Source organism: Rhizobium sp. YJ-22, assembly GCF_029601685.1.
Classification (GTDB): Bacteria; Pseudomonadota; Alphaproteobacteria; order Rhizobiales; family Rhizobiaceae; genus Metarhizobium.
Map to the genome: position 1 here is coordinate 260765 of NZ_JARRIR010000003.1, position 24028 is coordinate 284792.

22 protein-coding genes are annotated in these 24028 nt (G+C 64.8%); 6 read left to right on the plus strand and 16 right to left on the minus strand.

Annotated features, from left to right (window positions below):
• Window positions 1-2 precede the first annotated feature (2 nt).
• The 13 genes from P7F60_RS09210 to P7F60_RS09270 all read right to left on the minus strand — a co-directional run bounded on the left by P7F60_RS09210 (window position 3) and on the right by P7F60_RS09270 (window position 15604).
• Window positions 3-803: an ABC transporter permease gene (locus P7F60_RS09210; RefSeq protein ID WP_277917437.1), complete on the minus strand. Its 801-nt coding sequence runs from the start codon at window positions 801-803 to the stop codon at window positions 3-5.
• A 2-nt stretch (window positions 804-805) separates the two neighbouring features.
• Window positions 806-2080, minus strand: a complete 1275-nt coding sequence (locus P7F60_RS09215) for an ABC transporter permease (protein ID WP_277917438.1) — start codon at window positions 2078-2080, stop codon at window positions 806-808.
• 45 nt (window positions 2081-2125) lie between these two features.
• Window positions 2126-3181: an ABC transporter substrate-binding protein gene (locus P7F60_RS09220; protein WP_277917439.1), complete on the minus strand. Its 1056-nt coding sequence runs from the start codon at window positions 3179-3181 to the stop codon at window positions 2126-2128.
• A gap of 15 nt (window positions 3182-3196) precedes the next feature.
• Window positions 3197-4309, minus strand: a complete 1113-nt coding sequence (locus tag P7F60_RS09225; RefSeq protein ID WP_277917440.1) for an ABC transporter ATP-binding protein — start codon at window positions 4307-4309, stop codon at window positions 3197-3199.
• Window positions 4310-4543: 234 nt separating this feature from the next.
• Window positions 4544-5113, minus strand: a complete 570-nt coding sequence (locus P7F60_RS09230) for a cytochrome b (protein WP_277917441.1) — start codon at window positions 5111-5113, stop codon at window positions 4544-4546.
• Window positions 5114-5336: 223 nt separating this feature from the next.
• Entirely contained in the window at window positions 5337-6527 is a 1191-nt protein-coding gene (locus tag P7F60_RS09235; protein ID WP_277917442.1) for a serine hydrolase, read from the minus strand.
• Between the two features lie 28 nt (window positions 6528-6555).
• Window positions 6556-7482, minus strand: a complete 927-nt coding sequence (locus tag P7F60_RS09240; RefSeq protein WP_277917443.1) for a MurR/RpiR family transcriptional regulator — start codon at window positions 7480-7482, stop codon at window positions 6556-6558.
• A 12-nt stretch (window positions 7483-7494) separates the two neighbouring features.
• A complete protein-coding gene (locus P7F60_RS09245; protein ID WP_277917444.1) occupies window positions 7495-8946 on the minus strand; it encodes an amidase in 1452 nt (483 codons plus the stop codon).
• Window positions 8936-10600, minus strand: coding sequence for an ABC transporter ATP-binding protein (locus P7F60_RS09250; protein WP_277917445.1), 1665 nt, complete (start codon window positions 10598-10600; stop codon window positions 8936-8938). Before P7F60_RS09250 ends, P7F60_RS09245 begins: the two co-directional genes overlap by 11 nt.
• Entirely contained in the window at window positions 10597-11448 is an 852-nt protein-coding gene (locus tag P7F60_RS09255; RefSeq protein ID WP_277917446.1) for an ABC transporter permease, read from the minus strand. The genes P7F60_RS09250 and P7F60_RS09255 overlap by 4 nt, the downstream gene beginning before the upstream one ends.
• Before the next feature lie 11 nt (window positions 11449-11459).
• Window positions 11460-12398 (minus strand): ABC transporter permease, encoded by a 939-nt coding sequence (locus tag P7F60_RS09260; protein ID WP_277917447.1) that lies wholly within the window; start codon window positions 12396-12398, stop codon window positions 11460-11462.
• Window positions 12399-12463: 65 nt separating this feature from the next.
• A complete protein-coding gene (locus tag P7F60_RS09265) occupies window positions 12464-14008 on the minus strand; it encodes an ABC transporter substrate-binding protein (protein WP_277917448.1) in 1545 nt (514 codons plus the stop codon).
• A gap of 516 nt (window positions 14009-14524) precedes the next feature.
• Window positions 14525-15604 carry a D-TA family PLP-dependent enzyme gene (locus tag P7F60_RS09270; RefSeq protein WP_277917449.1) on the minus strand — a complete coding sequence of 360 codons (1080 nt, stop codon included), beginning with the start codon at window positions 15602-15604 and terminating at the stop codon, window positions 14525-14527.
• Window positions 15605-15797: 193 nt separating this feature from the next.
• On the opposite strand from P7F60_RS09270, the gene P7F60_RS09275 reads away from it, so the two are divergent.
• The 6 genes from P7F60_RS09275 to P7F60_RS09300 all read left to right on the plus strand — a co-directional run bounded on the left by P7F60_RS09275 (window position 15798) and on the right by P7F60_RS09300 (window position 20134).
• Window positions 15798-16637: a transporter substrate-binding domain-containing protein gene (locus P7F60_RS09275; RefSeq protein ID WP_277917450.1), complete on the plus strand. Its 840-nt coding sequence runs from the start codon at window positions 15798-15800 to the stop codon at window positions 16635-16637.
• Window positions 16638-16750: 113 nt separating this feature from the next.
• A complete protein-coding gene (locus P7F60_RS09280) occupies window positions 16751-17413 on the plus strand; it encodes an amino acid ABC transporter permease (protein ID WP_277917451.1) in 663 nt (220 codons plus the stop codon).
• 6 nt (window positions 17414-17419) lie between these two features.
• Entirely contained in the window at window positions 17420-18079 is a 660-nt protein-coding gene (locus P7F60_RS09285; protein WP_277917452.1) for an amino acid ABC transporter permease, read from the plus strand.
• 13 nt (window positions 18080-18092) lie between these two features.
• Window positions 18093-18863 carry an amino acid ABC transporter ATP-binding protein gene (locus P7F60_RS09290; RefSeq protein WP_277917453.1) on the plus strand — a complete coding sequence of 257 codons (771 nt, stop codon included), beginning with the start codon at window positions 18093-18095 and terminating at the stop codon, window positions 18861-18863.
• Window positions 18864-18932: 69 nt separating this feature from the next.
• Window positions 18933-19322, plus strand: a complete 390-nt coding sequence (locus tag P7F60_RS09295) for a RidA family protein (protein ID WP_277917454.1) — start codon at window positions 18933-18935, stop codon at window positions 19320-19322.
• Between the two features lie 17 nt (window positions 19323-19339).
• Window positions 19340-20134 carry an IclR family transcriptional regulator gene (locus P7F60_RS09300; protein WP_277917455.1) on the plus strand — a complete coding sequence of 265 codons (795 nt, stop codon included), beginning with the start codon at window positions 19340-19342 and terminating at the stop codon, window positions 20132-20134.
• Window positions 20135-20137: 3 nt separating this feature from the next.
• On the opposite strand, the gene P7F60_RS09305 is transcribed toward P7F60_RS09300, so the two are convergent.
• From P7F60_RS09305 to tagF, 3 genes are read right to left on the minus strand one after another with little or no spacing between them, the layout of a single operon-like run.
• A complete protein-coding gene (locus P7F60_RS09305; protein ID WP_277917456.1) occupies window positions 20138-22621 on the minus strand; it encodes a serine/threonine protein kinase in 2484 nt (827 codons plus the stop codon).
• Entirely contained in the window at window positions 22621-23373 is a 753-nt protein-coding gene (locus P7F60_RS09310; RefSeq protein ID WP_277917693.1) for a protein phosphatase 2C domain-containing protein, read from the minus strand. The genes P7F60_RS09305 and P7F60_RS09310 overlap by 1 nt, the downstream gene beginning before the upstream one ends.
• Window positions 23373-24026, minus strand: a complete 654-nt coding sequence (tagF, locus tag P7F60_RS09315) for a type VI secretion system-associated protein TagF (RefSeq protein ID WP_277917457.1) — start codon at window positions 24024-24026, stop codon at window positions 23373-23375. The genes P7F60_RS09310 and tagF overlap by 1 nt, the downstream gene beginning before the upstream one ends.
• Between the last annotated feature and the right edge of the window lie 2 nt (window positions 24027-24028).

Consider the following 24028-nt stretch of genomic DNA (forward strand, 5'->3'; position numbering starts at 1 on the left):
ATTTACCTTTTCTTGGTCGAAAAACGAAGCACGGCCAGCAGGACGCCCGTCAGGACGATCATGAGGCCGGCCGCCGCGATGATCGTGGGATCGAGTTGCTCCCGCAGGCCCGTGAACATCTGCTTGGGAAGGGTGCGCTGGTCGGGGCCGGCGATGAACAGCACCATGACCACCTCGTCGAAGGAGGCGGCGAACGCAAACACCGCCCCCGCCGCCACGCCCGGCGAAATGATCGGCAGCATTACCGTCCTGAAGGCCATGACCTTTCCGGCGCCGAGGTTCGCCGCGGCCTGCATGAGCCGGAAATCGAACCGCGTCAGGGTCGCCGTCACCGTGACGACGACGAAGGGCGTGGCGAGCACCGTATGCGCGAGCACGACGCCGAGATAGGTGTAGTTCAGCCCGAGCGGGGAAAAGCAGATGAACAGGCCGAGCCCGAGGACCACGACGGGAACGACCATCGGCGAGATCGCCAGGGCCATGACCGCGTTTCGATAGCGAAAACGCGGGTTGACCAGGGCGACGGCGGCCAGCGTGCCGAGCGCGGTCGCCAGCACCGTCGTCGTCGCGGCGATGATCAGGCTGTTTACGATCGCCGAACGCCAGAGCGGCGACGACAGCAATTGCTCGAACCAGCGCCACGAAAACCCGCTGAGCGGATACCGGAACCAAGGCTCCGCATTGAAGGCGATCGGCAGCGCCGCGGCGAGCGGCACGATCAACAGGGCGAGAATGACGGCCGCGAAACCGTAAAGGGGCAGCCTGACGACGGCCGGCAGATCGGAATAGGTCTTTTGCGTCATGGTCATTTCCGTTCCGAGGAATGCCTGGAGATCAGGCGGGCGAAAGGCAGCGCGCAGACGCCCGCGCCGACCACCAGCAGCGTGCTGAGCGCCGATGCCAGACCCCAGTTCAGTTCCTCGTTGGTGAAGCGGGCGATGAAGTAGCTGATCATCTGGTCCGAAGCGCCCCCGACCAGCGCCGGCGTCAGGTAAAAGCCGAGGCACAGGACGAAGGTCAGCAGCCCACCCGCCGCGATCCCCGGCACGGCCTGCGGGAAGTAGACGTTGAAATGCGCGCGGATCGGCCCGGCGCCGAGGCTTCTGGCGGCCCGGACGTGACTTGCGGGGATCGCCCGCATGACGCCGAGCATGGGCAGAACGGTGAAGGGAAGCTGGATCTGGAACATGACCAGGATGGTCGCCGTCCTCGTGTACAGCCACGTCACCGGTTCCGTCACCGCGCCGATGCCCGTCAGCACGCCGTTCAGAACCCCGTTGGTCTGCAGCACGACGATCCAGGACATCGTCCGGACAAGCAGCGACGTCCAGAACGGCAGCAGGATGCAGAACAGCATGAGGCCGCCGACCCAGCCCCGCGACGTTGCGATCACATAGGCCAGCGGATACCCCACGACCAGGGTCAAGGCCGTGACGGCCAGGCTGATCAGGATGGTGCGCAGATAGAACAGGCGGAAATCATAGCCGGTTTCCATGGAGGGCCGGCCGTCCTTGTCGAGCTTGGTCTGGAAGCCCGCCGCCCATCCGAGATAGAACGTGCTGTAGGGCGAACCATGCTGCTTGACGATCGTCCAAATCCCCGGCGCGGCATAGGCGGGATCGATATCCGTCAAGGCCGTCCGGGCGGCGGCGGCATCGGTGGCGGCCCCTGATCGGGCGACGCCGCCGGCCTTCTGGATGAGGTTCATGCCGCGATCGAGCTGGTAGCCCATGCGGCGGCCCAGTTGCCGCAGCGTCGCGCGCTCGTTCGCCTTTCCGATCTCGCCGAGGAAGATCGCATAGACCTCGGGCGGTGGCGTACCGTCGCCGTTCCAGTCCTGGAGCGCGGCGACGGTCTCGGGAAGGTTGTCGGCGATCTCCCGGTCGGAGATCGCCGTATGAAAGATGAAGAGAAGCGGCAGCACGAGGAAGCAGGACAGGAAGACGAGAAGCGGCAGGGCGGGCAAGGCGGAACGCATGGCCTGCATCCGCTCCCCCCTTGCCGCCCCGACCGCGCGGCCGCGAACGACCGTCCCGCGATCCAGAGCAGCCTTGTCGGCCTGCGCCGTTTTCATTCGCATCTGTCGTTTCCCGGCCACGATTTCGCTCATCGTTCGATCAACCCCTTATTGCGCGACCCAGGAGGCGAAACGGGCATTCAGGGCATCGCCATTGGCGCCCCAGAAACCGCCGTCCTGGGCAAGGGCGCCATCGCTGTTCGACGGGGCCGAAGGCAGGCTGTCGAGCAGGGCCTTGTCGACCAGCGCGCTTGCCGCCTCCACCGTCGGGCCGTAAGCGATGAACTTGCTCAGTTCGGCATTGACCTCGGGCTTGATCGTGTAGGACACGAAATCCTTGGCCAGCGCCGCGTTCTTCGTCCCGACCGGGATCACCCACATGTCGAACCCGCGTATCTGGTTCTTCCAGGCGATGCCGAGATCGGCGTTTTCCTTGGCGTTGGCGTCGGCGATGCGGCCGTTCCAGGCCACGGCCATCTTGACCTCGCCCGATTTTAGCAACTGCGCCGGCTGGGCCCCGGCCTCCCACCAGACGATATCTGCCTTGATCGTATCCAGCTTCTTGAAGGCCCGATCGATGCCCTCCTGTGTCTCCAGGGTCTTGTAGATCTCGCCAGGCGCGACGCCGTCCGCCAGCAGCGCGATTTCGAGCGTGTCGACCGGGCTCTTGCGGAAGGCGCGCTTGCCGGGGAACGCCTTGGTGTCGAAGATGTCCACCACCGAGGCGGGAGCCGTCGGAAATGCATCCTTCTGGAAGGCGAGGATCGTCGCATAGGTGCTCGTGCCGACCGCGCAGTCGGTCAGCGCGCCGTCGACGAGGCCGGCATTCTTGAAGGCGGCATCGTCGCCGATCCGCTCCAGCAGTCCCTGCTCGCAGGCGGCGGCGGCCGTCTGGGGATCCATGTCGACCACGTCCCAGACCACGTTGCCGCTGTCGACCATGGCGCGAAGCTTGGCGAGCTCGCCGCTCCAGGAATCCTGGGTCACCTTGGTTCCGGTCTCCTTGGAGAAACCGTCGAAGAACACCTTCGCCTGCGCCTCCTGCAGCGCGCCTCCCCAGGAAACGACCTTCAGCTCGGCCGCCAGCGCCGGGGCGCCTGCCCCCAGCATCATTGCAAACATCAGGCTCAGGCAGGCACGTCCACGATATCGCATTGTCATCATAGGTTCCTCTCTTCGTTATTGATTGGCCTGTTTTGGATCGAGCACCCAGGCTTGCCCGGCATTCCAGCTCAGGAATACCGGTGCGCCGACCTGCGTGCCGGCATGGGCGGCGCCGGGGCTGCTCTTGATGACGACCAGGGCGCCGTCCGACAGCTCGACATGCGTACGCAGTTGATCGCCGTAGTAGACGACGTCGCAGACGCGGCCCTCGACAACGCCGTCCCCCTCGCCGCCGCAGAAATGGAGATCCTCGGGGCGGACCGAGATGGTCGCCGCAGCCCCGATGCGGGCGTGCTGCGTCTGCCTGGCGGAGACGACAGCCCCTCCCGGCAGACGCGCGCGGACCACGTCGCCGTCGATGGCGATCACCTGCGCGCACAAACAGTTGTTGTCGCCGACGAATGACGCGACGAACCGGTTGGCCGGCCGGATATAGATGTCCCTCGCCGTGCCAATCTGCTGGATCTTGCCGTCGTTGAAGATCGCGATGCGGTCGGACATCGTCAGCGCTTCCGACTGGTCATGCGTGACATAGACGACGGTCAGGTCGAGCTTGTCGGCGATATGGCGGATTTCGAGCTGCAAATCCTCGCGCAGCTTCTTGTCGAGCGCACCCAGCGGCTCGTCCATCAGCACCAGGCGAGGCTCGAACACCAGCGCCCGCGCCAGGGCCACGCGCTGCTGCTGCCCGCCCGACATGGCCGCCGGCTTGCGATCGGCGAATTGCTCCAGCTGCACCATGCGCAACGCATCGGCGACGCGGCGGTCGCGCTCGGCCTTGTCGACGCCCCGCACGCGCAAGGAGTAACCGACGTTCTCGGCCACGCTCATATGCGGAAACAGCGCGTAGTTCTGGAACACCATTCCGATATCGCGCTTTTCAGGCGGCCGGTCGTGCATCGCCTGCCCGTCGAAGGCGATGGAACCGCTGGTCGGATATTCGAACCCGGCCAACATCATCAGCGTCGTCGTCTTGCCGGAGCCGGAAGGCCCGAGAAGCGTCAGGAACTCGCCCTTGTCGATATCGAGATCGAGATCGCGAACGATGAAGGTTTCGCCGTCATAGGATTTGGAGACGCCGCGCAGGCAAATATGTCCCGGCGGCTGTTGTGCAGCCGTGATTAACATCTTCGTTCCCATAGTCTCGATTAGTGAGACTTATTATTGAATATCAAGACTATTGCAGGAAGAGGACGTGGTGTCAATAACGGTCGATCGCAAGACGCTATCCCGCAGCGGCGCAGGACGAGGCGTTAAACAAGGCGATGGTCTTTCATGGGGAGAAGGCGCGCCGACAGGCAAGCAGCCGTGGCGTGGTAGCAAGCGCGAGCCGCTGCCACACGGTCGATTGAGCGGGGCGCTTCAAAGCATGCGTGGAAGAACGTCGGTCTCGCCGCCCTTGTCCTGCAGCCGATGCTTCAGCGTGCCCGCCATGTGCAGGGCGATGACGGCCAGCAGGAGATAGGCGGAGTATCCGTGCAACGCCTGGAACACCGCGAACGCATTGTCGCTTTTCGGCAGGATCTCCGGCACATGCGAGAGGAAGAAGAACGGCACGCCATCGCCATCGGTGATGCTGCTCGACATGGCGTAGCCCAGCATCGGCGTGATCAACGTCAAGGCGATGAGCAGTCGGTGGCATCCGTGGGAAAGCCATTTCTCCCATCGCTTCAGAGCCTCCGGCGCAGGCGGTAGCCTAGCGCTATACCGCCAGCGCAGGGTCAGTTGCACCAGCGCCAGTAGCCAGGCCAGAACCCCGAACTGCTTGTGGTTGGGATACAGGATGCCGGCGGTGGGGTCGTCTTCTGCACGGCCGGTCATGTACCAGCCGCAGGCGATCAGGCCCAGGATCAGCACCGCGCGCAACCAGTGCAGGATACGCATCGACACCGGATATTTGACGCCGGGGCGTCCTGGAAATGTTGCCGTCACGCGGTCATCCTTGTTTGAGCCGGTTTGCGGCCGGCATGGGTTTCCGAGGGACGCTACGTGCGGAGTATTGCGTTTTCGTGCGGGTTGGATGGAGGTCGCGTGAATGTGATCCGGCTTGAACATTTCCGGTGAACACAGGTTCGCCGGAAATGCTCTCTTTTTGTGTTTGGCGCTTTGGCCTGGGCCGGGGCTATCCCGCACAAAGCGGTGAATCGCCCGCTGGCTACGCTGACAGCGCCTCGCGAACGGCCCTGACCGCCGCAAGCGCCGTCCGCAGCCGCGTCGTGCTCACGAATTCCGGCCAGCTCGACAGGATGACCGCCGCGAAATCCGCTTCCGGGTCGATGTAGATCAGTTGTCCGAAGACGCCGCGCGCCATATAGGCGCCGCGTGCGGTATCCTCGATCCAGAACTGGTTGTGATAGGCGCCGGCGGGCAGGGCCTCTCGATAAATGTCGCCGAAGAGCGCCGGATCGGCACCGAAGCGCGTTGCGGCAATCCAGCCGGGCGACACGATACGCCGGCCATCGATCTCGCCGCCGCGAAGATGCAGCAAGGCGAAACGCGCATAATCGCGAAGGGTCGCGTTGAACCCGCCGTCACCCAGCGCATAGCCGGCGGTATCCACGGTGAAATAGGCGTCTTCCTCCGCCCCCATCGGCGCCCACAATTCGCGGCTGACGAGTTCCGCAAGCGGCGCTGCGGCGGCGCGTTGCAGCACGAAGGCCAGCACATCCGTCTCGATCGAGCGATAGCGGAAGGAGGCGCCGTGCGGGCATTCCAGATCCTTCAGGGACAGGATCAGATCCCAGACATGCGTGGGCCAGTCCGCGTTCGGGCTATCCTTCCAGCCGCTGGCGACATCCAGCTGCGCCATGTGGGAATCGAGCGCGGTATAGGTCTCGTCGAAGACCACGCCGCTGGTCATGTCGAGGACGTGCTGGACGGTCGCGCCGCGATAGGCTGTCGCCTCCAGTTCCGGAAGGTAGTGCGTCAGGAGCGCGGCGGGGTCGACCACGCCGCGATCGATCAGGATGCCCGCCACGGTGCCGACGACCGATTTGGCGACCGATTGCGACAGGTGCTGGGTGTGTGGCGCCATTCCGTTGAGGTAGCGCTCGGCCACGATCTTTCCGCCGTGGAGCACCAGGAAGCCATCGGCATAGCTCGTTTCGAGGAAGCCGGCGATGGTGTGGCTCTGCCCCTCCGCCGCGAAGGAAACGGCATCGATATCCCGCAGATCGACCGGCAAAGGGCTTGCCGGCCCCGTTCCGCGCCAGACCTTCGTGGTCGGCAGAAGCTCCCGGACATGCTGGAAGGTCCAGCGATTCCAGGGCGCGCGGTCCCAATCCTGCCTTGGAATATGGGAATTGCCGGGTACGGTCGGATCGCGGAAGGGCGGAACGGTGTTCATGCTTGGCCTCGTTTGCGGTTGGAGCGGATCAATCGTTACGGCGAAGATAACTGCCGCCGACGAATTCTCCGAAGAGGGTGCCCATATCGCTCATCATGGCGAAGTTGCGCTTGGCCTTCGGCCCGAGCTTGGTGGCGACGGCGTCGATCAGCAGGTTGAGCACGACACTGAGGCTCGCCGTCGAATCCCAGAAGGTTTTTACATGCGTATGCGCCTCGAATACGAAGCGCGTATAGGCGAAGGCCCAATGACTGAACTTGTCGGTGACGATGACCAGCGGCATGTCCATCGACTTCAGCTTCTCCACCAGCTTGATGCCGCGCGTCGCATAGGAGGCGGTGTCGACGAGGACGACGACGCTCTGCCGGGGATCCGCATTGATGATCTCGCCGAAGGTGCCCGAGGCGTTGTCGATGAAAATGACGTTGGAACGCGCCCAGAGCAGGCGGCTGGCGAAATCCAGCGCCAGGCCCTTCGAGGCCTGGAAACCGACGACATAGATGGTGCGGGTCGTCGCCAGCAGGCCGGCGGCCTCGTCCCACACTTCGGACGTGGTCAAGGCATAGGCCTTGACGATGGCATCCAGCTCCAGCCGCAGGCTCTCCTGCAGCATCTGCTGCCGGCCCTCGCGCATCTGAAAGCGGGCCATGTAGTCGTCGATTTCGCTGTCCTTCTCCGTGACCGCCACGCGCAATCGCTTCTTGAGGTCGCGCAGGTTCTCGAAGCCGAGGCCGCGAACGAACCGCGTGACGGTCATTTCGCTGACGCCGACTGCCTGTGCGATGCTGCTGCCGGTCTCGAAGGGCAATATCTGGATATTGTCCAGCAGATAGGCCGCAAGGCTTTGCTCCGAGGGCGAAAAACCGGGCATGCGGTCGCGCAGGATCGCTTCGATGTCGATCTTCTCCTCGCCATTCGCTCCCTCGGCGCCCTTGCCGTTTCGTGCTTTCGCCACAGTGACAGCCTCCTAGAAATTGCCGGCATGAACGGCCGGGCGCCCCTGTCCCCAGATTCCGGGCGCGCCTTCTACCTCTTCCTCGATTTGTCGCGCAGCCGCAAGCAGCAGGTCTTCGCGTCCGAAGCGGGCGACGAGCTGGATGCCGATGGGCAGGCCGTCGCGGCTGCGCCCGAGCGGCAGGGAAATCGCGGGTTGTCCCGTGGCGTTGAACAGCGCCGTGAACGTCTCCTTCGGCGCGAGGTCGTCGAACACGCCGTCCACGTCGATGCCCGGGCGATCGGGATCGAAGGTGCCGATCGGTTCCGGCAGCATGGCGCTGGTCGGAGTCAGCAGGAGATCATAGCCGGCGATGAAGCGCCCGAGCTGCCGTGTCACCCGATCATAGACGGCGAGCGCATCGATAAGCTGCGCGCCGCTGATGCCGAGGCCCCAGCGATACAGGGCATGGACGCTTGCGCCAAGCGCCTCTTCCGGCGCGCGGTTCATCTGCCGCGCCATAGCCGGCATGTGCGCGGCGGCATCCGCAGCCCAGATGACCTTCTGCGCCTGCAGGAAAGCCGGATAGTCGAAGTCCGGCGATGCCTCCTCGACATGGTGGCCAAGCGCGGCGAACCGCTCCGCCGCCGACCTCGTCGCCGCTGCGACCTCCGGGTCGATCTGCACGCCGGACCAGGACTGTGTACAAAGGGCGATGCGCAGCCCCTTCGGCCTGTGCTCGATGACATCGAGATAGGGGACTGCCGGCGCCGCGATTTCATAGCCGTCGCCGGCATCCGGGCCATGGCACCGGTCGAGCAGGGCTGCGGTATCGCGCACCGAGCGGGTGAGCATGAAGGCCGTCGCCAGGCCCAGAAGCGGCGCATTGGCATTGGGCGATCCCGTCACCCGGCCACGCGACGGCTTCAATCCGATCAGCCCGCAGAACGCGGCCGGATTTCGGATCGATCCGCCACCGTCGCTGCCTTGCGCAAAAGGCACGATGCCGGCCGCGACGGCCGCCGCCGCCCCGCCACTGGAACCGGCCACGCCGCGCGCCGGGTTCCACGGATTGCGTGTGGCGCCATAAAGCGGCGATTCCGTCGCCGCCGGCACGCCGAACTCGGAACTCGCCGTTCGCCCGGCATTGACCAGGCCGGCCGCGCGCAAGCGCGTCCAGTACACGGCATCGTGAGCGGCGCGAAACCCCTGTGCCAGGCGGCTACCGAACTCGGCGGGCCGCGCCGCCTCGATGGGAAAGTCCTTGGTCAGCGTCGGAATGCCACCGAAGGGCGTGGCGGTCCCGGCCTCGGCCAAACTGTCCAACGCATCCGGATAAAGCTCGATGACGGCGTTCAGCGCGGGATTGACCGCCGCAACCGCTTCCTCGACGCAGCGGCCGAGTTCCCTCGGCGTGATTTCCCCCTTCGCCAGGAGGCGGGCGAGGCCGGTGCCGTCATGGGCGGTGTATTCGTCAAGTCGCATGATGTGATACCGATTGTGAATGGGGGGCTGTACGCTCTGTCGGCAGGCGGGCCAGCGAGGCGACCAGCGCCTGGGTATAGGGATTTTGCGGCGTGGTCAGAACCTCGCTCGCCACGCCTTGCTCCACGATGCGTCCCGCCTTGAAGACATAGACGCGCTGGCACAGGCTGCTGACCACGGAAAGGTCGTGCGAGATGTAGAGCAGCGTCAGCGCCCTCTCCCGCTGCAGCCGCACCAGCAATTCCAGAATCTGCGCCTGGGTCGTGACATCGAGCGCCGAGGTGATTTCGTCGGCGATGAGCAGTTGCGGCTTCAACGCCAGCGCCCGCGCAAGGCCGACGCGCTGGCATTGGCCGCCGGAAAGCTGGCGCGGCTTGCGATCGCGCAGGCTGCGTGGAAGTTCAACCGTCTCCAGCAGGGCATCGGCCTGTTTGCGTGCCGTCTGCCGATCCGCAAGGCCATGCCGCCAGATCGGCTCGGCGACGGCCTCGGCGATCGTCAGGCGCGGATTGAGGGAGTCGTACGGGTTCTGGAACACCATCTGCACCCGGCGGCGGAACGCCGTCAGCGCATCGCCGGCAAGTGTTCCCACATCCTGGCCGTCCATGCGGATCGTGCCGCCGCTCGGCGTATTGAGGCGCACGATCGAGCGGGCGAGCGTGCTCTTGCCCGAGCCGCTTTCGCCGACGATACCCACGGTTTCGCCGGCGTTTATCGTCAGATCGATGCCGTCGAGGGCGCGGAAGGAATGATCACCCCCGATGCCGCCAAGCAGGCTCCGGCTGGCGCCGAAGGTCACCGAAAGCCTCGCGATATCGAGCAGAGGCGCGCTGCCGCCGGCGGTCGCGGTCGTGCCATAGGTCCTGCGGCCAGGCTGCGAGTCGATCAACAGCTTCGTATAGGGATGGCTCGGCCGGTTGATGACTTCGTCGATCGGCCCCTGCTCCACCACCTCCCCGCCGCGCATCACAACCACGCGCGAGCAGATATCCGCGACGACGCCGAGATCGTGCGAAATGAGGATCATCGCCAGGCCGGTCTTGCGGTTCAGTTCCTTGAGCAGTTGCAGGATGCGGGCCTGCACGGTGACGTCGAGCGCGGTCGTCGGCTCGTCGGCGATCAGCAGCTTCGGCTGGCAACCGATGGCACAGGCGATCATCGCCCGCTGCTTCATGCCGCCGGAAAACTCATGCGGATAGGACCGCGCCCGCTTTTCCGGCTCGCGAATGCCGACATCGTCCAGCAGCCTGACCGCGCGCTGCCAGCCTTCCCGCTTGCTGATGCCGAGATGCCGGATCATCGGGGCCGCGACCTGCTGGCCGATGCGGCGCAGCGGATCGAGATGCGATGCCGGGTTCTGGAAGATCATGCCGATGTCGCGGCCGCGAATGGCGCATAATTCGTCCTCGCCGAGCGCCAGCAGATCGCGGCCATCGAGCGCCACGCTGCCTTGCGCGCTTGAGCCGGCCGCCAGCAGCCGCATCACCGCGCGGCAGGTCACGGACTTGCCCGAGCCGCTTTCGCCGACGATACCGAGGATTTCTCCCGGCTGGAGCGTGAACGAGACGTTCTTCACCGCCGCGAAAGCGCCGAACGTGACGGAGAGGTCGCGAACATCAAGCAGTGGCGGCTTGCCGTTTTCCAGCCCAGTCATGCCGTCACTCCTCGACGTTGTATCTGTCCAAGCCCGTCGCCAAGCAATGCAAAGCCGAGGCCCAGGGAAATCGCGGCCAGGCCGGGGAACAGGCAAATCCACCAGGCCTGCTGCACGAAGGCCTGCCCATCGGCGATCATGACGCCCCATTCGGCCAGCGGCGGCTGCGCACCCATGCCGAGGAAGCCGAAACTTGCGCCCGCCAGCATGACGAGCACCGCATCGCTGACCGCATAGGCGATGACCGGGCCGATGGCGTTCGGCAGCACATGATGACCGAGGATGGCGACCGGCCGGTAGCCCAGGCATTTGGCCGCCTGGATATATTCGCTTTCGCGGATCGTCAGCACCTGCGCGCGCACCAGCCGCGCATAGCTGACCCAGCCGACCAGCGTCAGCGCCAGGATGAAGTTGAGAAGACCCGGCCCGAGCACGCCGACGATGGCCAGCACCAGCACGAAGAAGGGAAAGGCCACGGTGAGGTCGTAGATGCGCATGAACACATTGTCGACGACACCGCCAAAATAGCCGCTCAGCAAGCCGATGGTGGTGCCGATCAGCAGCGGCGGAAGCACCCCGGCGACGCAGAGCAGCAGATCGACGCGGCTTGCGAAAAGAACCCGGGAGAAGACATCCCGTCCAACCTGATCGGTACCGAACCAGTGAAGCGCGCTCGGCGGCGACAGCATGTTCATGATGTCGATGGCATCGGGGTCATAAGGTGCGATGACGGGGGCCGCGAGCGCCAGCGCCAGCCAGCCGCCAAGGATGGCGAGGGCGACAAGCATGGTGGGCATGGGCTTGCGAAAGGATGGCATGGCTTGTGCCAAGACAGGGGTGTCGATCATGGACGATCTCCTCAGAACCGGACGCGCGGATCGATGAAGGCGGTGAGCAGGTCCACGGCCAGCGTGATCAGAACGGTCGAGACCGCGAAGACCAGCGTCAGCCCCTGCACGACGTAGTAGTCGCGGCCAAGCAGGGCGTTGACCATCAATGTACCGAGGCCCGGAACCGCATAGACCGTCTCGACGATGACGGCGCCGCCGATCATGAAGGCCACCATGACCCCCAGCAGGTTGAGCGTCGGCAGCACGGCATTCGGCAGCATGGTCTGCCAGAAGATCTGCCGTTCCGTCGCGCCCTGCGCCCGCGCGGCGGTGACGAAATCGGCCGTCGTCTTTTCGATGAGGGCGGCGCGCAGGCTCTGCGTCAGGACCGGCACCAGCCAGATGGCCGTCGAGACGGCCGGCAGGAAAAGATGGTGGAGGTGCCCGGTGAAGCCGGTGCCGTAGCCCGACACCGGGAACCAGCCGAGGCTGACACCGAAGAAGCGCGACATCATGATGCCGAGCCAGAAGACCGGGATGGTGAGGCCGGCGATACCCACGAGGCGGATGATCTGGTCGCCAATGCCGCCGGGGCGGCGCGCGCCGAGAATGGCGAGCGCGACCGTCGGCGGAACGGCAAGGCACAGCACATAGCCGGTCAGGAACAGCGTCGGCCACATGAACTGCTCGATGAGCTGGATGACAGGCCGCTGGAAACGCAGCGACAGGCCGATATCGCCGGAAACAAGATTGGCGATATAGGTCAGGAACTGCCGCCAGAGCGGCAGGTCGAGCCCGTATTGCGCGCGGATGGCCGCGATGCTTTCCGCGCTCGCCCGCTCCCCGGCAAGAAGCCGTGCGGGATCGCCCGGGGCCATGTGCACCAGAAGGAACGTCACGAGGCTGATACCGGCGAGCACGCCGATCAATTGCAGCAAGCGCCGCGAAATGAGTTGCAGGAGGGGCAATCCGGTTCTCCGGTTCGAGCGTCAAGGACGCGACGCTCTCGCAAGCGACGCGTCCTGGAGGCGGCTCACTGGCCGATCGAGGTTTCTTCCAGCGTCCATTGCAGCGAGGGCGTCAGCCGGAGGCCCTGGAGCCGCCTGGAATAGGCAACCGCGTTCGGCGCATAATAGAGAGGGATCTGCGCGACCTCTTCGGTGGTGATCCGCTGGATCTCCTTGTAGATTTCCGCGCGCTTGGCCGGATCGGCCTCCCTTGTGCCCTGCTCCACCAGCGCATCGACCTTCGGGTTCTCATAGAATGTGTTGTAGGAGTTCGATCCGCAGGTGCCGCAGACGGCCCAGCGCACGGCAAGGTCCGGATCGGGGGTCTCGTTATACCACCAGTTGGCGGCGGCGTCGTAGTCGCCCTTGCCGGTGGCATCCCACCAGGCGCCGCCATCGACATTGACGATCGACGGTTTCAGGCCGATCGCCTGCCATTGGGCCTGGATCAGCAGCGCCATCTGCTGCGACAGCGCGTCGGCGGTTGCGAGGATCTTCACCTCGCGCCCGGCCATGCCGGATTCGGCCAGCAATTCCTTCGCCTTGGCGGGCTCGTAGGAAATGCCGGGATAATCCTTGTCATGGAAATCGACGCTGCCCGGCAATGTGGTGTTGGCCGGTTCGGCATAGCCGCGCGTGATGGCCTTGGCCATGGCCTTGTTGTCGATCGCCATGCCGGCCGCCTGCCGCGCCTTCAGGTTGGAGAAGGGCTCGCGCTTGTGGTTGAGCAAGGTCATATAGATGGTGGTCGAGGGCTCGAGCCGCATATCCACCGTCTCGACCGTCTTCAGATCGTCGACCTGCGCCCACGGCACCGCACGCACCACGTCGATCTCGCCAGCCTTGAGCATGGCGATGCGGGTCTCGGGCGATGCGATCTCGATCAGTTCGACCGTGGCGTCCGACTTCGGATAGCCCTTGCGCCAGTAGTGCGGATTGGGCTCGAGAACCAGTTTCTCGTTCGGCTTCCACTGCTTGACCTCATAGGGGCCGGAGGTCACCGGAACCGAGGCGAAAGCCTCCTCGCCGCGTTTGTCGACATCGGCCTTCGAGACGATGCCCATGTTCCAGATTTCGGCATTGCCGAGGAACGGCGCGAAGGCCGACTTGAGCGTGACCACCACGGTTTTCGCATCCGCCGCGCTCACCGCTTCGACAGCGCCCAGCGGCGCGGGATAGGCCGATTTCTTGTCGGTCCGGATACGCTCCAGGCTAAATGCCACGTCGGCGGCCGTGATCGGCGAACCGTCCGAGAACTGGGCATCGCGCAGATGGAAGGTGTAGGTCTTGCCATCCGGCGAAATGTCCCATTTCTCGGCCAGCCCCGGCTCCAGCGCGCCGGTTTCGGCATCGCGGCGCAGCAGGCGCGAATAGAGCTGGCCATAGGTTTCGATGTTGCCGGCCGCCGCCGAGCGCATCGGGTCGAGCGTCGTGGTCTGGAACGGCGACACGACGCGGATGACGTCGGCGGCAAAGGCCGGAACGGTCCAGCACAAACCCATCGCCATCACGACAGCCCCGTGCAGTACCGCGCTCGCAGCCCGCATGCGGGATCGGCTCAAGGAATTCATCTTTTCTCCTCCCAATGTTTCCCTTTCGACATGAGGCGGAGGTTATGTGATATTACTAACTTCTGTCAACAGTCAGGTTGAAAAGATAACAATGGCCGTCGTCATCGGCGCGGCGGAATTTTTGGTATGGAGTGCGCCCCGATTGCGCCCCCTGCAACTGCGTCGCTGGAACAACGTCCTCGGAGGTACTCGCCGTAGAATACCTTGCGTCTGCCGACGGCCCGCTGATGCATTTCGACGTTTCGTCGAAGTCGGGATGCATGGCGCCGGAGGCGACGAAGATGCTCTTGGTCGTGGTGGAGGAAAAAAGGCAATTTCACGCGCGCGGCGGCTCGGCTCGGCGTTTCCCGGTCCGCGCGGAGCGTGCTATGGCCGGCTGTGGCCGCAACGATATCGTACGCAATCGCGATCCAGGGGGCGAGGCGCATCGCCTGACCCCCTGGCCTGATTTGCCGGATGCAACTTCATTGTCGCGCAGGCTGTCCGCCCGGCCCGCATGGCTTCCCGGAACGGAAATCAGACGATCCGGCCGCGGGCGGCGACGGGCCAGGTTTCGATGCCGTCATGGCCGGCGCCGGTGATTTTCAGCGTATCGACCATGTTGGTGACGACGCAGGCGTGGTTGGGGACGATGCGGAGCTTGTCGCCAACCTTCAGGCCGATCGGGCCGGTGCTCACCAGCCGCCCATGCTCTTCCGAAAGCTGGTCGATGGCGATGTCGTCGCGGCCGAGCACGTGCCCGTAGCCGGAAAGGCCAAGCAGGTCGGAGGTCAGCGTCTTCGAACCCGCGTCGATGATCGCGCGGTCGGGCGCGGGAACCGAGACGACGGTCGCCAGCACCGTCAGCGCGCAATCCTCCCAGCCGCAGACGCCGCGCGAAACCAGCGAGCGGTCGTTATAGACATAGGTGCCAGGGCGGTATTCGGTGGTCACCGGGGCGTCCGCCGCATGCATCATCGACGGCGTGCCGCCCGAGGTGATCATCGGCACCGCGATGCCGCGCGCCTCGATCAGTTCCTTGGCCGCGCCCATGAAGCGCTCGACGCCCGCCTCTCCTCCAGCCGGCGGATAGGTCATCAATCCGCCGAAGACGAGGCCGGGCGCGGCATCGATCACGGCCGCCAGCGTATCCGCCTCCTCCGGCGTCGCGACGCCGCAGCGGTTCGCGCCTGTGTTGCATTCGACCAGAACGGAAAGCGGCGCGGCCTCGCCGGCAAAGGCGGCGGAAAGGCCGTCGACCACCGTGCTATTGTCGGCGACGACGCGGAGTTTCACCTTTTTCGCCAGGGCCTTGAGGTGCTCCAGCTTCTCGCCGCCCAGGATGTTGTAGGTGATCAGCACGTCGCGGATGGCGTCGCTGCCGGCAATCATCGCCTCGGCTTCCGAGACCTTCTGGCAGGTGATGCCGATGGCGCCGGCGGCAAGCTGCATCTCGGCGATCGCCGGCAGCTTGTGCGTCTTGATATGCGGGCGCACCGCGATGCCATGCGCATCCGCATAGGCCTGGAAACGGGCGATGTTGGACCGGGCGATATCGAGGTCGACCAGGACAGCCGGTGTATCGATGGTGGCAAGGGACGTCTCGGGAAAGGGCATGGGAACCTCGGGATCAACAGTGCAAACGGCTAGCAGGACAGCGCTTCGGATTGGCCGGCAGGGGCATGGCTTTTATCGGCGAAGGTCTATTGACAATTCATTGACCAGGGCGCTCATTATGTCAATCCAATAAAACGGACTCATGTCCGCTATACTGGACAACTGGGAAAGTTTCATTCAAAGGGGAACGTCAATGACCATCTCTTTCCGCGCCGGCGCGCTGTCGCTGGCCGCCGCCCTCCTCATCTCGTCGCCGGTTTTCGCCGAAGGCAGCAAGCTCGATGCGGTTCTCGCCCGCGGCCACCTCGTGCTCGGCACCGGCAGCACCAACGCGCCCTGGCACTTCAAGAGCGCCGACGACAAGCTGCAGGGTTTCGACGTCGACATGGGCCACATCATCGCCAAGGCGCTGTTCGGCGATCCCGACAAGATCGAGTTCGTCAACCAGTCCTCGGATGCGCGCATTCCCAACATCACCACCGACAAGGTCGACATCACCTGCCAGTTCATGACGGTGACCGGCGAGCGCGCCCAGCAGATCGCGTTTACCATTCCCTATTATCGCGAAGGCGTCGGCCTGATGCTGAAGGCGGACGGCAAATATGCCGATTACGCGGCGCTGAAGGCCGCCGGCTCCTCGGTCACGATCTCGGTGCTGCAGAACGTCTACGCCGAGGCGATGGTGCATGCCGCACTTCCCGAGGCCACAGTCGACCAGTATGATTCCGTCGACCTGATCTACCAGGCGCTGGAATCCGGCCGCGCCGACGCTGTCGCCACCGACCAGTCGTCGCTGGCCTGGTACATGACCCAGAATCCCGGCCGCTACAAGGACGCCGGCTATGGCTGGAACCCGCAGACCTATGCCTGCGGCGTCAAGCGCGGCGACCAGGACTGGCTGAACTTCGTCAACACCGCCCTCCACGAGGCGATGACCGGCGTCGAGTTCGATTTCTACGCCAAGTCCTACAAGACCTGGTTCGGCAAGGATCTCGCCCCGCCGCAGATCGGCTTCCCGGTCGAGTACAAGTAATCCACGGAGGAGCGGGGCACTCCCCGCTCCTACGCCCTGAAGCATTTCCAGGAAAAGTGGATACCGGTTTTCCGTTCGGAAATGCAAAAATGCCCTGAAGGGATGGCCCGCCCATGGGTTACACGCTCAATTTCGCCGCCGTCTGGCGCAACTTCGATTTCCTGCTGAGCGGCCTTGCCCTCAGCCTCGGCCTTGCCGTGATTTCCATCCTCATCGGCGCGGCGATCGGCCTCGTCACCGCCTTCGCGCTGACCGCGAAGAACCGGTTCGCCAGTGCTCCAGCCCGGATTTACGTGACGGTCATCCGCAACCTGCCGATCCTGGTGCTGGTGCTGTTTGCCTATTTCGCGCTTCCGCAGATGGGTTTCCGCATCGGCAAGATCCAGAGTTTCGTGGCGGTGCTGTCGATCTACTCCGGCGCCTATCTGGCGGAAGTGTTTCGCGCCGGCCTTCTGTCGATCCCGCGCGGGCTGACCGAAGCGGGGCTTGCCATCGGGTTGACGCCGATGCAGATCCGCGGCTCGATCATCGCCCCCCTGATGTTCCGCAACGTGCTGCCTTCGCTGTCGTCGACGGTCATCTCGCTGTTCAAGGATACGTCGCTGGCCGCCGCCATCGCCGTGCCGGAACTGACCTTTGCGGCGCGCAAGATCAACGTCGAAAGCTTCCGCGTCATCGAGACGTGGATGGTCACCTCGGCGCTTTATGTCGTCACCTGTTTCCTCATTGCCGCCATCATGCGCTTCGTCGAGCGCCGGCTGGCCCTGCCGAGGTAAGCGCCCATGGCTCCTTCCTTTCTCGAACAACTCTGGATCGCCCGCTATGTCATTCTCAGCGGTCTCGGCATGTCGGTGTCGATCTCGGCTCTGGCGATCATCGCCGGCTCGGTCGTCGGCGTCTTCGTCGGCCTGGCGCTGGTTTATGGCGGCGGTGTGCTGCGCTTCTTGGTGCGCGCCTATACCGACATCATCAGGGGCACGCCGGTGCTGGTGCTGGTTCTCGCCAGCTATTATGTCTCGGCGGCGGTCGGCCTCGATCTCGGCCCGTTCTCGGCCGGCGTCCTGGCGCTCGCCATCTTCTGCTCCTCGCATGTCGGCGAGATCGTGCGCGGCGCGCTGCAGGCGATCCCCAGGGGGCAGACCGAGGCCGCCAAGGCGATCGGCCTGACCTTCAACCAGACCTTCACCTCCGTGCTCTGGCCGCAGGCCATGCGCCAGTGTCTGCCGGCCTGGGACAATACGGCCGCCGAAATGGTCAAGGCCTCGACATTGCTCTCGGTCATCGGCGTGGCGGAACTGCTCCTGCGCACGCAGGAGATCATCTCGCGCAACTTCATGAGCCTGCAATTCTATTTCCTGGCGGGCGCGCTGTATTTCATCGTCAACTTCGGCATCGAGCGGTTCGGCAAATATGTCGAGCGCAAGACCGTCCTGCCGACCTGAGGAGGCTATCGCGATGGCCAAGACCATTCTCGACATCAAGGGCCTGCGCAAGACCTACGGCCAGAACGAAGTCCTCAAGGGCGTCGACTGTGCCGTCGGCGAAGGCGAGGTCATTTCCATCATCGGTTCGTCCGGCTCCGGCAAGACGACCATGCTGCGCTGCATCAACATGCTGGAGGAATTCCAGGGCGGCACGATCAGCCTCGACGGCGAGGAGATCGGCTACCATGTCGACGGCGTCAATCGTCGCCGCAAGAGCGAGAAGGAAATCGCCCGCCAGCGCGCGCTGACTGGCATGGCCTTCCAGCAGTTCAACCTCTTCCCGCATATGAGTGCGGCCGAGAACGTCATGCTCGGCCTGATCAAGGTCAAGAAGATGGCCAAGCCGGAAGCGCGCGCCATCGCCGAAAAATGGCTGGACCGCGTCGGCCTCGCCGCCCGCACCGATCACTATCCCGGCCAGCTCTCCGGCGGCCAGCAGCAGCGCGTGGCGATCGCCCGCGCCATCGCCATGTCGCCGCGGCTGATGCTGTTCGACGAAGTGACCTCGGCGCTCGATCCGGAACTGGTGGGCGAGGTGCTGCAGGTCATCAAGGGGCTGGCGGCGGACGGCATGACCATGCTGCTCGTCACCCATGAAATGCGCTTCGCCTACGAGGTTTCCTCGCGGGTGATCTTCATGAACCAGGGCGTCATCTGCGAGGAGGGCGACCCCAGGGAAATGTTCGTCAAGCCGAAGACCGAGCGGCTGGCGGAATTCCTCAAGACCTCAAGCTTCAACTGAAGCATTTCCAGGAAAAGTGTGAAGCGGTTTCCGTCCGGAAAATGCGATAGATAGAGAAAGAGAAAGCATATGACGATCAAGCGTTACGGCGGCGGTGAAACCGGGGCCGGCGGACAGCCGCTGCCCTTTGCCCGGGCGACCGAGGCCGCAGGCTGGCTCTATGTCTCCGGCCAGGTGCCGATGGAAAAGGGCGAGATCATTCCCGGCGGCATCGTCACCCAGAGCCGCAAGGCCATCGAGAACATGATTGCCATCCTGCATGAAGCCGGCTACGGCGTGGAGGATGTGGTGCGCGTCGGCGTCTGGCTCGACGACCCCCGCGACTTCTGGAGCTTCAACGGCGTTTATGCCGAGTATTTCAAGGGCAACGCACCGGCCCGTGCTTGCGTGCAATCGCATATGATGGTCGACTGCAAGGTCGAGGTCGATTGCGTGGCGTATCGCGCGGACAGGGCGTAAACACTTCTGGAGGCAGCATGGCCGAGGCCGGCGATACCATATCGCGACGTATGCGGGGACTGGATCGCGCGTTCGAGATCCTCGAATTCCTGCGTGTGAAGCGCCAGCCGATGCGCCCGAACGAGATCGCCTCGGAAATCGGCGCGCCGCGCTCCTCGGTCTATGAACTCGTCAACCTGCTGCTCGCTCAGGGCATGCTTGATTATCAGGGCGGCGACGGCCGGGTCTATCTCGGCCGCCGTCTTTACTATCTCGGCACCGCCTATGCCGAACAGTTCGACCTGATGCGCGAATGCGACCGCATGCTGGTTCGCCTTGCCGAGGAGACTCGTGAAACGGCGCAGATGTGCCTGCTCGAAGGCAACAAATACACCGTGGCGATGATGCGCGAGGGCATCCGCCCGTTCCGTATTTCCTCCAATGTCGGCGAACTCGTCTCCATTCCCTGGACGGCGTCGGGCCGTCTCCTGGTCTCGCATCTCCCGGATGCGGAGATCCTCGCCCTTATCCCGCCGGAAGATTTCGTATTGCCGAGCGGCCGCCGGCTCGATCCGGCCGAATTCATCGCCGAGGTGCGCAGTGCTACCCGCGACGGCTATTTCACCTTCAACAGCGAGGTGGAGAATTTTACCCATTGCTTCGCCGTGCCGGTGTATCAGGCCGATGGCGCTTGCATCGCCACGCTTTGCCTGGTCACCCCGCGCGAGGACGGGCTGCGCAATCGCGACCACTATCTCGACAGCCTGCTTGCCGCCGCGCATGAGATTTCCGACAAGCTCGGTTTCAACGTCGCAAGGCGTCGCGTTTCCTGAGGCTCATTGGCCGCCGAGCAGGAAGAAGGCGAAGCCGTAATCGACATCGATGCGACCTTCCGCAATCGTCCGCCCGAGCCTTTGCAGAAACGCGGCGTTTTCGGCAGGTTCGTCGATCTGGCTGCCGGGGATCGGCGCATCGCTTGATAGCGCCAGCACCAGTTGCGGCCGTGGCTCGCTCTCCGGCTGCTCGATGCGCTCCACCGTGAAGGAGCCGTGGCTGCCGCTGCGCTGCAGCAGCGAATCCAGCCGGTAGACGATGCCGTCATTGTCGACGAGATAAAGCACGATCACCTTTTTCGTCAGGTTGCCGAGCGCGCCCTTCAACGCATCGCCGTTCTTCAATTCGTCCTTTTCCAGCGTGATCGACAGGCTGGACGGCCTTTGCCGCGATAGCCCGCTGAGAAAGCTCGCCACGCCGCATTGGGTCTCGGCGATCTGTCGGCCCTGGATATCGGGGGCGTAGCCGAACGCCTTGGTGAAGCCGGTATCGAGCGTGTCGAAGGGCGCGGCGCTGGCGGCCATGCCCTCGATTTCGATGGTGTTCGGCGAGCTCGTCACCGCATCCGCAAAGAAACAGCCGCCGCCATCGAAGGCGCTGAGCCAGGCCAGACGCTTGTCGATGGGGCTGACCGATGGTTCGGGAGCGCTGCCCTGCCCGGTCTGCGGCAGCGCCTCCGGAATGACGGTTTTTTCCTTGGGCGGAATGACCGCGACCTCTTTCGGCGGTGGAGATTTAGGGGTCTGGATCGGCGTCGCGACCTCCGGCTCCGGCAGCGGTTGCACCTCCGCGACCGGCTTGTCGGGAATGGGTTTGAGCGGCAGGTCGGAGATATCCGGTTCTTCAGGTGCGGTGGCGACGATCTCGGGCGCGGATACCGGCGATTCCGGCTGCGGCGCGATCGGGGGGACCGTCTCCGGCGTCACCATCGCCGATTGCGGCTCGGGCGCGGGCGGGGTCTCCGCCTGCGCGGAAGGCGTCGGCGTCACCGGTTCCGGGGCAGGCAAGGTCGGCAAGGTTGGCGGCGGTCCAGGCGGCGCGGCGACGATCTCGGTCGGAGTCTTGTCCAGCCGTTCCTCGTTCTTTTGTGTGACGCCGGGCGTCGGCGGTTCGGCGGGGGCGGCCTCGATCGACGGCACCTCGTTTTTTTCCGCGATAACCGGCTGCATGTCGGGAGACGAGTCCTCCTGCGGGGTTTCCGCAAGCTGTTTTGGCGGGCCGCTGAAATAGCCGAGGCTATAGAGCGCGCCGGCTCCGGCCCCGGCAAGTAACAACAGGGCGAGCAGGCCATACAGCGGCAGGCGCGAGCGGCCTTTGGCCTGCGGTTTCGGCGGCACGATTGGCGGCGGTTCGGCCGGGCCGGATTCGATGCGGATATGGGCGAGCGGATCGTGCTCCGGTACCGGCGGCAATACGACGGGTTCGTCGCGCCAAGGCTCGGAGGATCGGTCGTCCTCGGGCCAGCTTTCGTCCGCAGGCCAGCGACCGGTCTGCGGCGCAACGACGGTCGGTTCCACCGGCGGCCGCGACGACAACGCAGCGGCGGGCGGCGGTGCCGTCGGCGTGGGGGGCACGGTCGAGGAGGTCGGCGGCAAGGTTTCGCGGGGGAAGGCGGTGGTCGGCGGGCGCGTGGCGTGCGGCAGCGTCTCCTCGCCGGAGCGCAGCCAGTCTGCGATTTCGGCCATGGAGATCGTCCGCGCGGCAGGATCGGGCTGCAGCATGAGCTCCAGCAACGGGCGCAGTGTGGCGTCGATGTCGGAAAGATCGGGGATGCTGCGGCGTTTTTCGATCACCTCAAGCGGCGTGCCGTTCATGTCGACGGGGGTTCCGCGCAACGCGTTCACCATCACCAAGGCGAGGCTGTAGACATCCGAGACCTCGGTGACCTCGCCGCCGAAAAGGCCGAGCTGCTCGGGCGAGACAAAATTGTATTTGCCGGCGAACTTGCCGCCGAGCAGGGTGCCGGCGCCGATATTGGTGGCGCGGGCGATGCCGAAATCGATGATCTTCGCCGCCCCCACCCGGCCGCCGGGCAGGATGATGTTGTCGGGCGAAATATCGCGGTGGATGACGCCGGCCTTGTGCGCCGCATCCAGCGCCGAGGCGACTTGCGCGAGCAGAATGCGGGCATCGCCGCTCGCCATCGGCTGGCCGTCGATGACGCCGGCCAGCGACGGGCCATCGACATATTCCATTACCAGATAGGGCCGCTGCACCACCGGATCGATGCCGAAGACGCTGTAGCGGACGATGGCCGGGTGATGCAGCGTATTCAGCACCTTGGCTTCCTTGAAGAACAGGCCGACGACCGTCTCGTCCCTGGCCAGTTCCGCCAGCACCACCTTGATGGCGACGGGATCGCCGGTGGCGATGTTGCGGCCGCGATAAACCTCGCCCATGCCTCCCGCCGCCAGCCTTTCGTCGATGACGAACATGCCGTTCAGCGTCGTGCCGGGGCCAACCTTGGCCGGGATGTCCTCCGCCATCACGCCCACCCCGCCTCGGTTCCGGCATCGAGGAAGCGCACGACATTGACCGTGACATTGTCGCTGCCGCCGCGCTGCAGTGCCGTGTCCACCAGTTCCTGGCAGATGTCGCGCGCCGGGCGGCCGGTCATGATCTGGCCGATTTCGAGATCGTCGAGATGCGCCGTCAGCCCGTCGCTGCACAAGAGGAAGACATCGCCGGCCTGCACGTCGCCATCGGCATAATCGAGATAAGCGTCCTGCCCGATGCCGATGGCATGGGTGATGGCGTTGCGGCGCGGATAGGTCTTCGCCTCCTCCTCGCTCAGCAAGCCGCGGTCGATCAGATCCTGCACTTCGGAATGGTCGCGCGTCAGCTTGGCCAGCATGTCGCCGCGCAGCAGATAGGCGCGGCTGTCACCGGACCAGTAGCAGCGATAGACCTTGCCGAAGGCGAGCAGGCCGACCACCGTCGTGCCGATGGTCTGGCCGCGCTGAAGCGCGGCGGCGTGGATCTCGGCATTGGCATCGAGGATGGCGGCGCGGAAGGCGGCTTCGAGATCGACGGCGGAACCCGCGTCGAAGGCGCCGGCCTGCAAATGCCGCAGAACGGTCTCGCTGGCGAAATCGCCGGCCGAATGGCCGCCCATGCCATCCGCCACCACCCAGACGCCGTTGACGGGATCGGCATAGGCGCGGTCCTCGTTGAGCTGTCGCACCATGCCGACATGCGACAGCACCTCCGTATCGAGGCGAAACAGCGGCCCGGCCATCACGACGACCCTCCGACGATCATATCGCCATAGAGCGCGGGATCGGGCAGCCCTTGCATGGAGAGAAGCTGCGCCGGCACATATTGGCCGCCGCGCGTCCAGAACAGGCAACGCCCGCGCGCCGCCGCGCGCATTTCCAGCGCCGCGAAGCGCGCGAATGCCTCCGGCCCTTCAGGCAAGGCCTGCCGATAGCCGCCGGGTATGGTTTCCACACCCTGGCCGGTCATCGCCGCCAGCGGGTCTTCGAGACCGGCCATCAGCGCTTCGGGCTCCGGCCCCTCGCCTTCCGCCAGCGCCGAGAGCAGCCTTGCATGCAACGCCTCGATCCACTCCCCCGAGATTTCCTCGAACAGCGGAAAGGACAGGCCGGGCGGCGCGTGCGCCACGAGGCAGAGAGGAAAATACCGCCCGACGCCATCGACCGAGGGCATCAGCGCCCCGAGGCAATCGGCCCCGGCGATGTCTTCGCCGAGGCGAAAATTCCAGATGGGATGGACGGAATAATAGCTCAGCCATTGCCGCCCCAGCCGCTCGCGGCTGATCGCCACCGCCTTTTGCAGCCAGGTTTCCAGCACCGTCACCACCCCCTTCGGCAGGTTGAGCGCCAGAAAGTCCCGCTTGGCCGGATATTTGCCGAAGAGACCGACGGGCATGG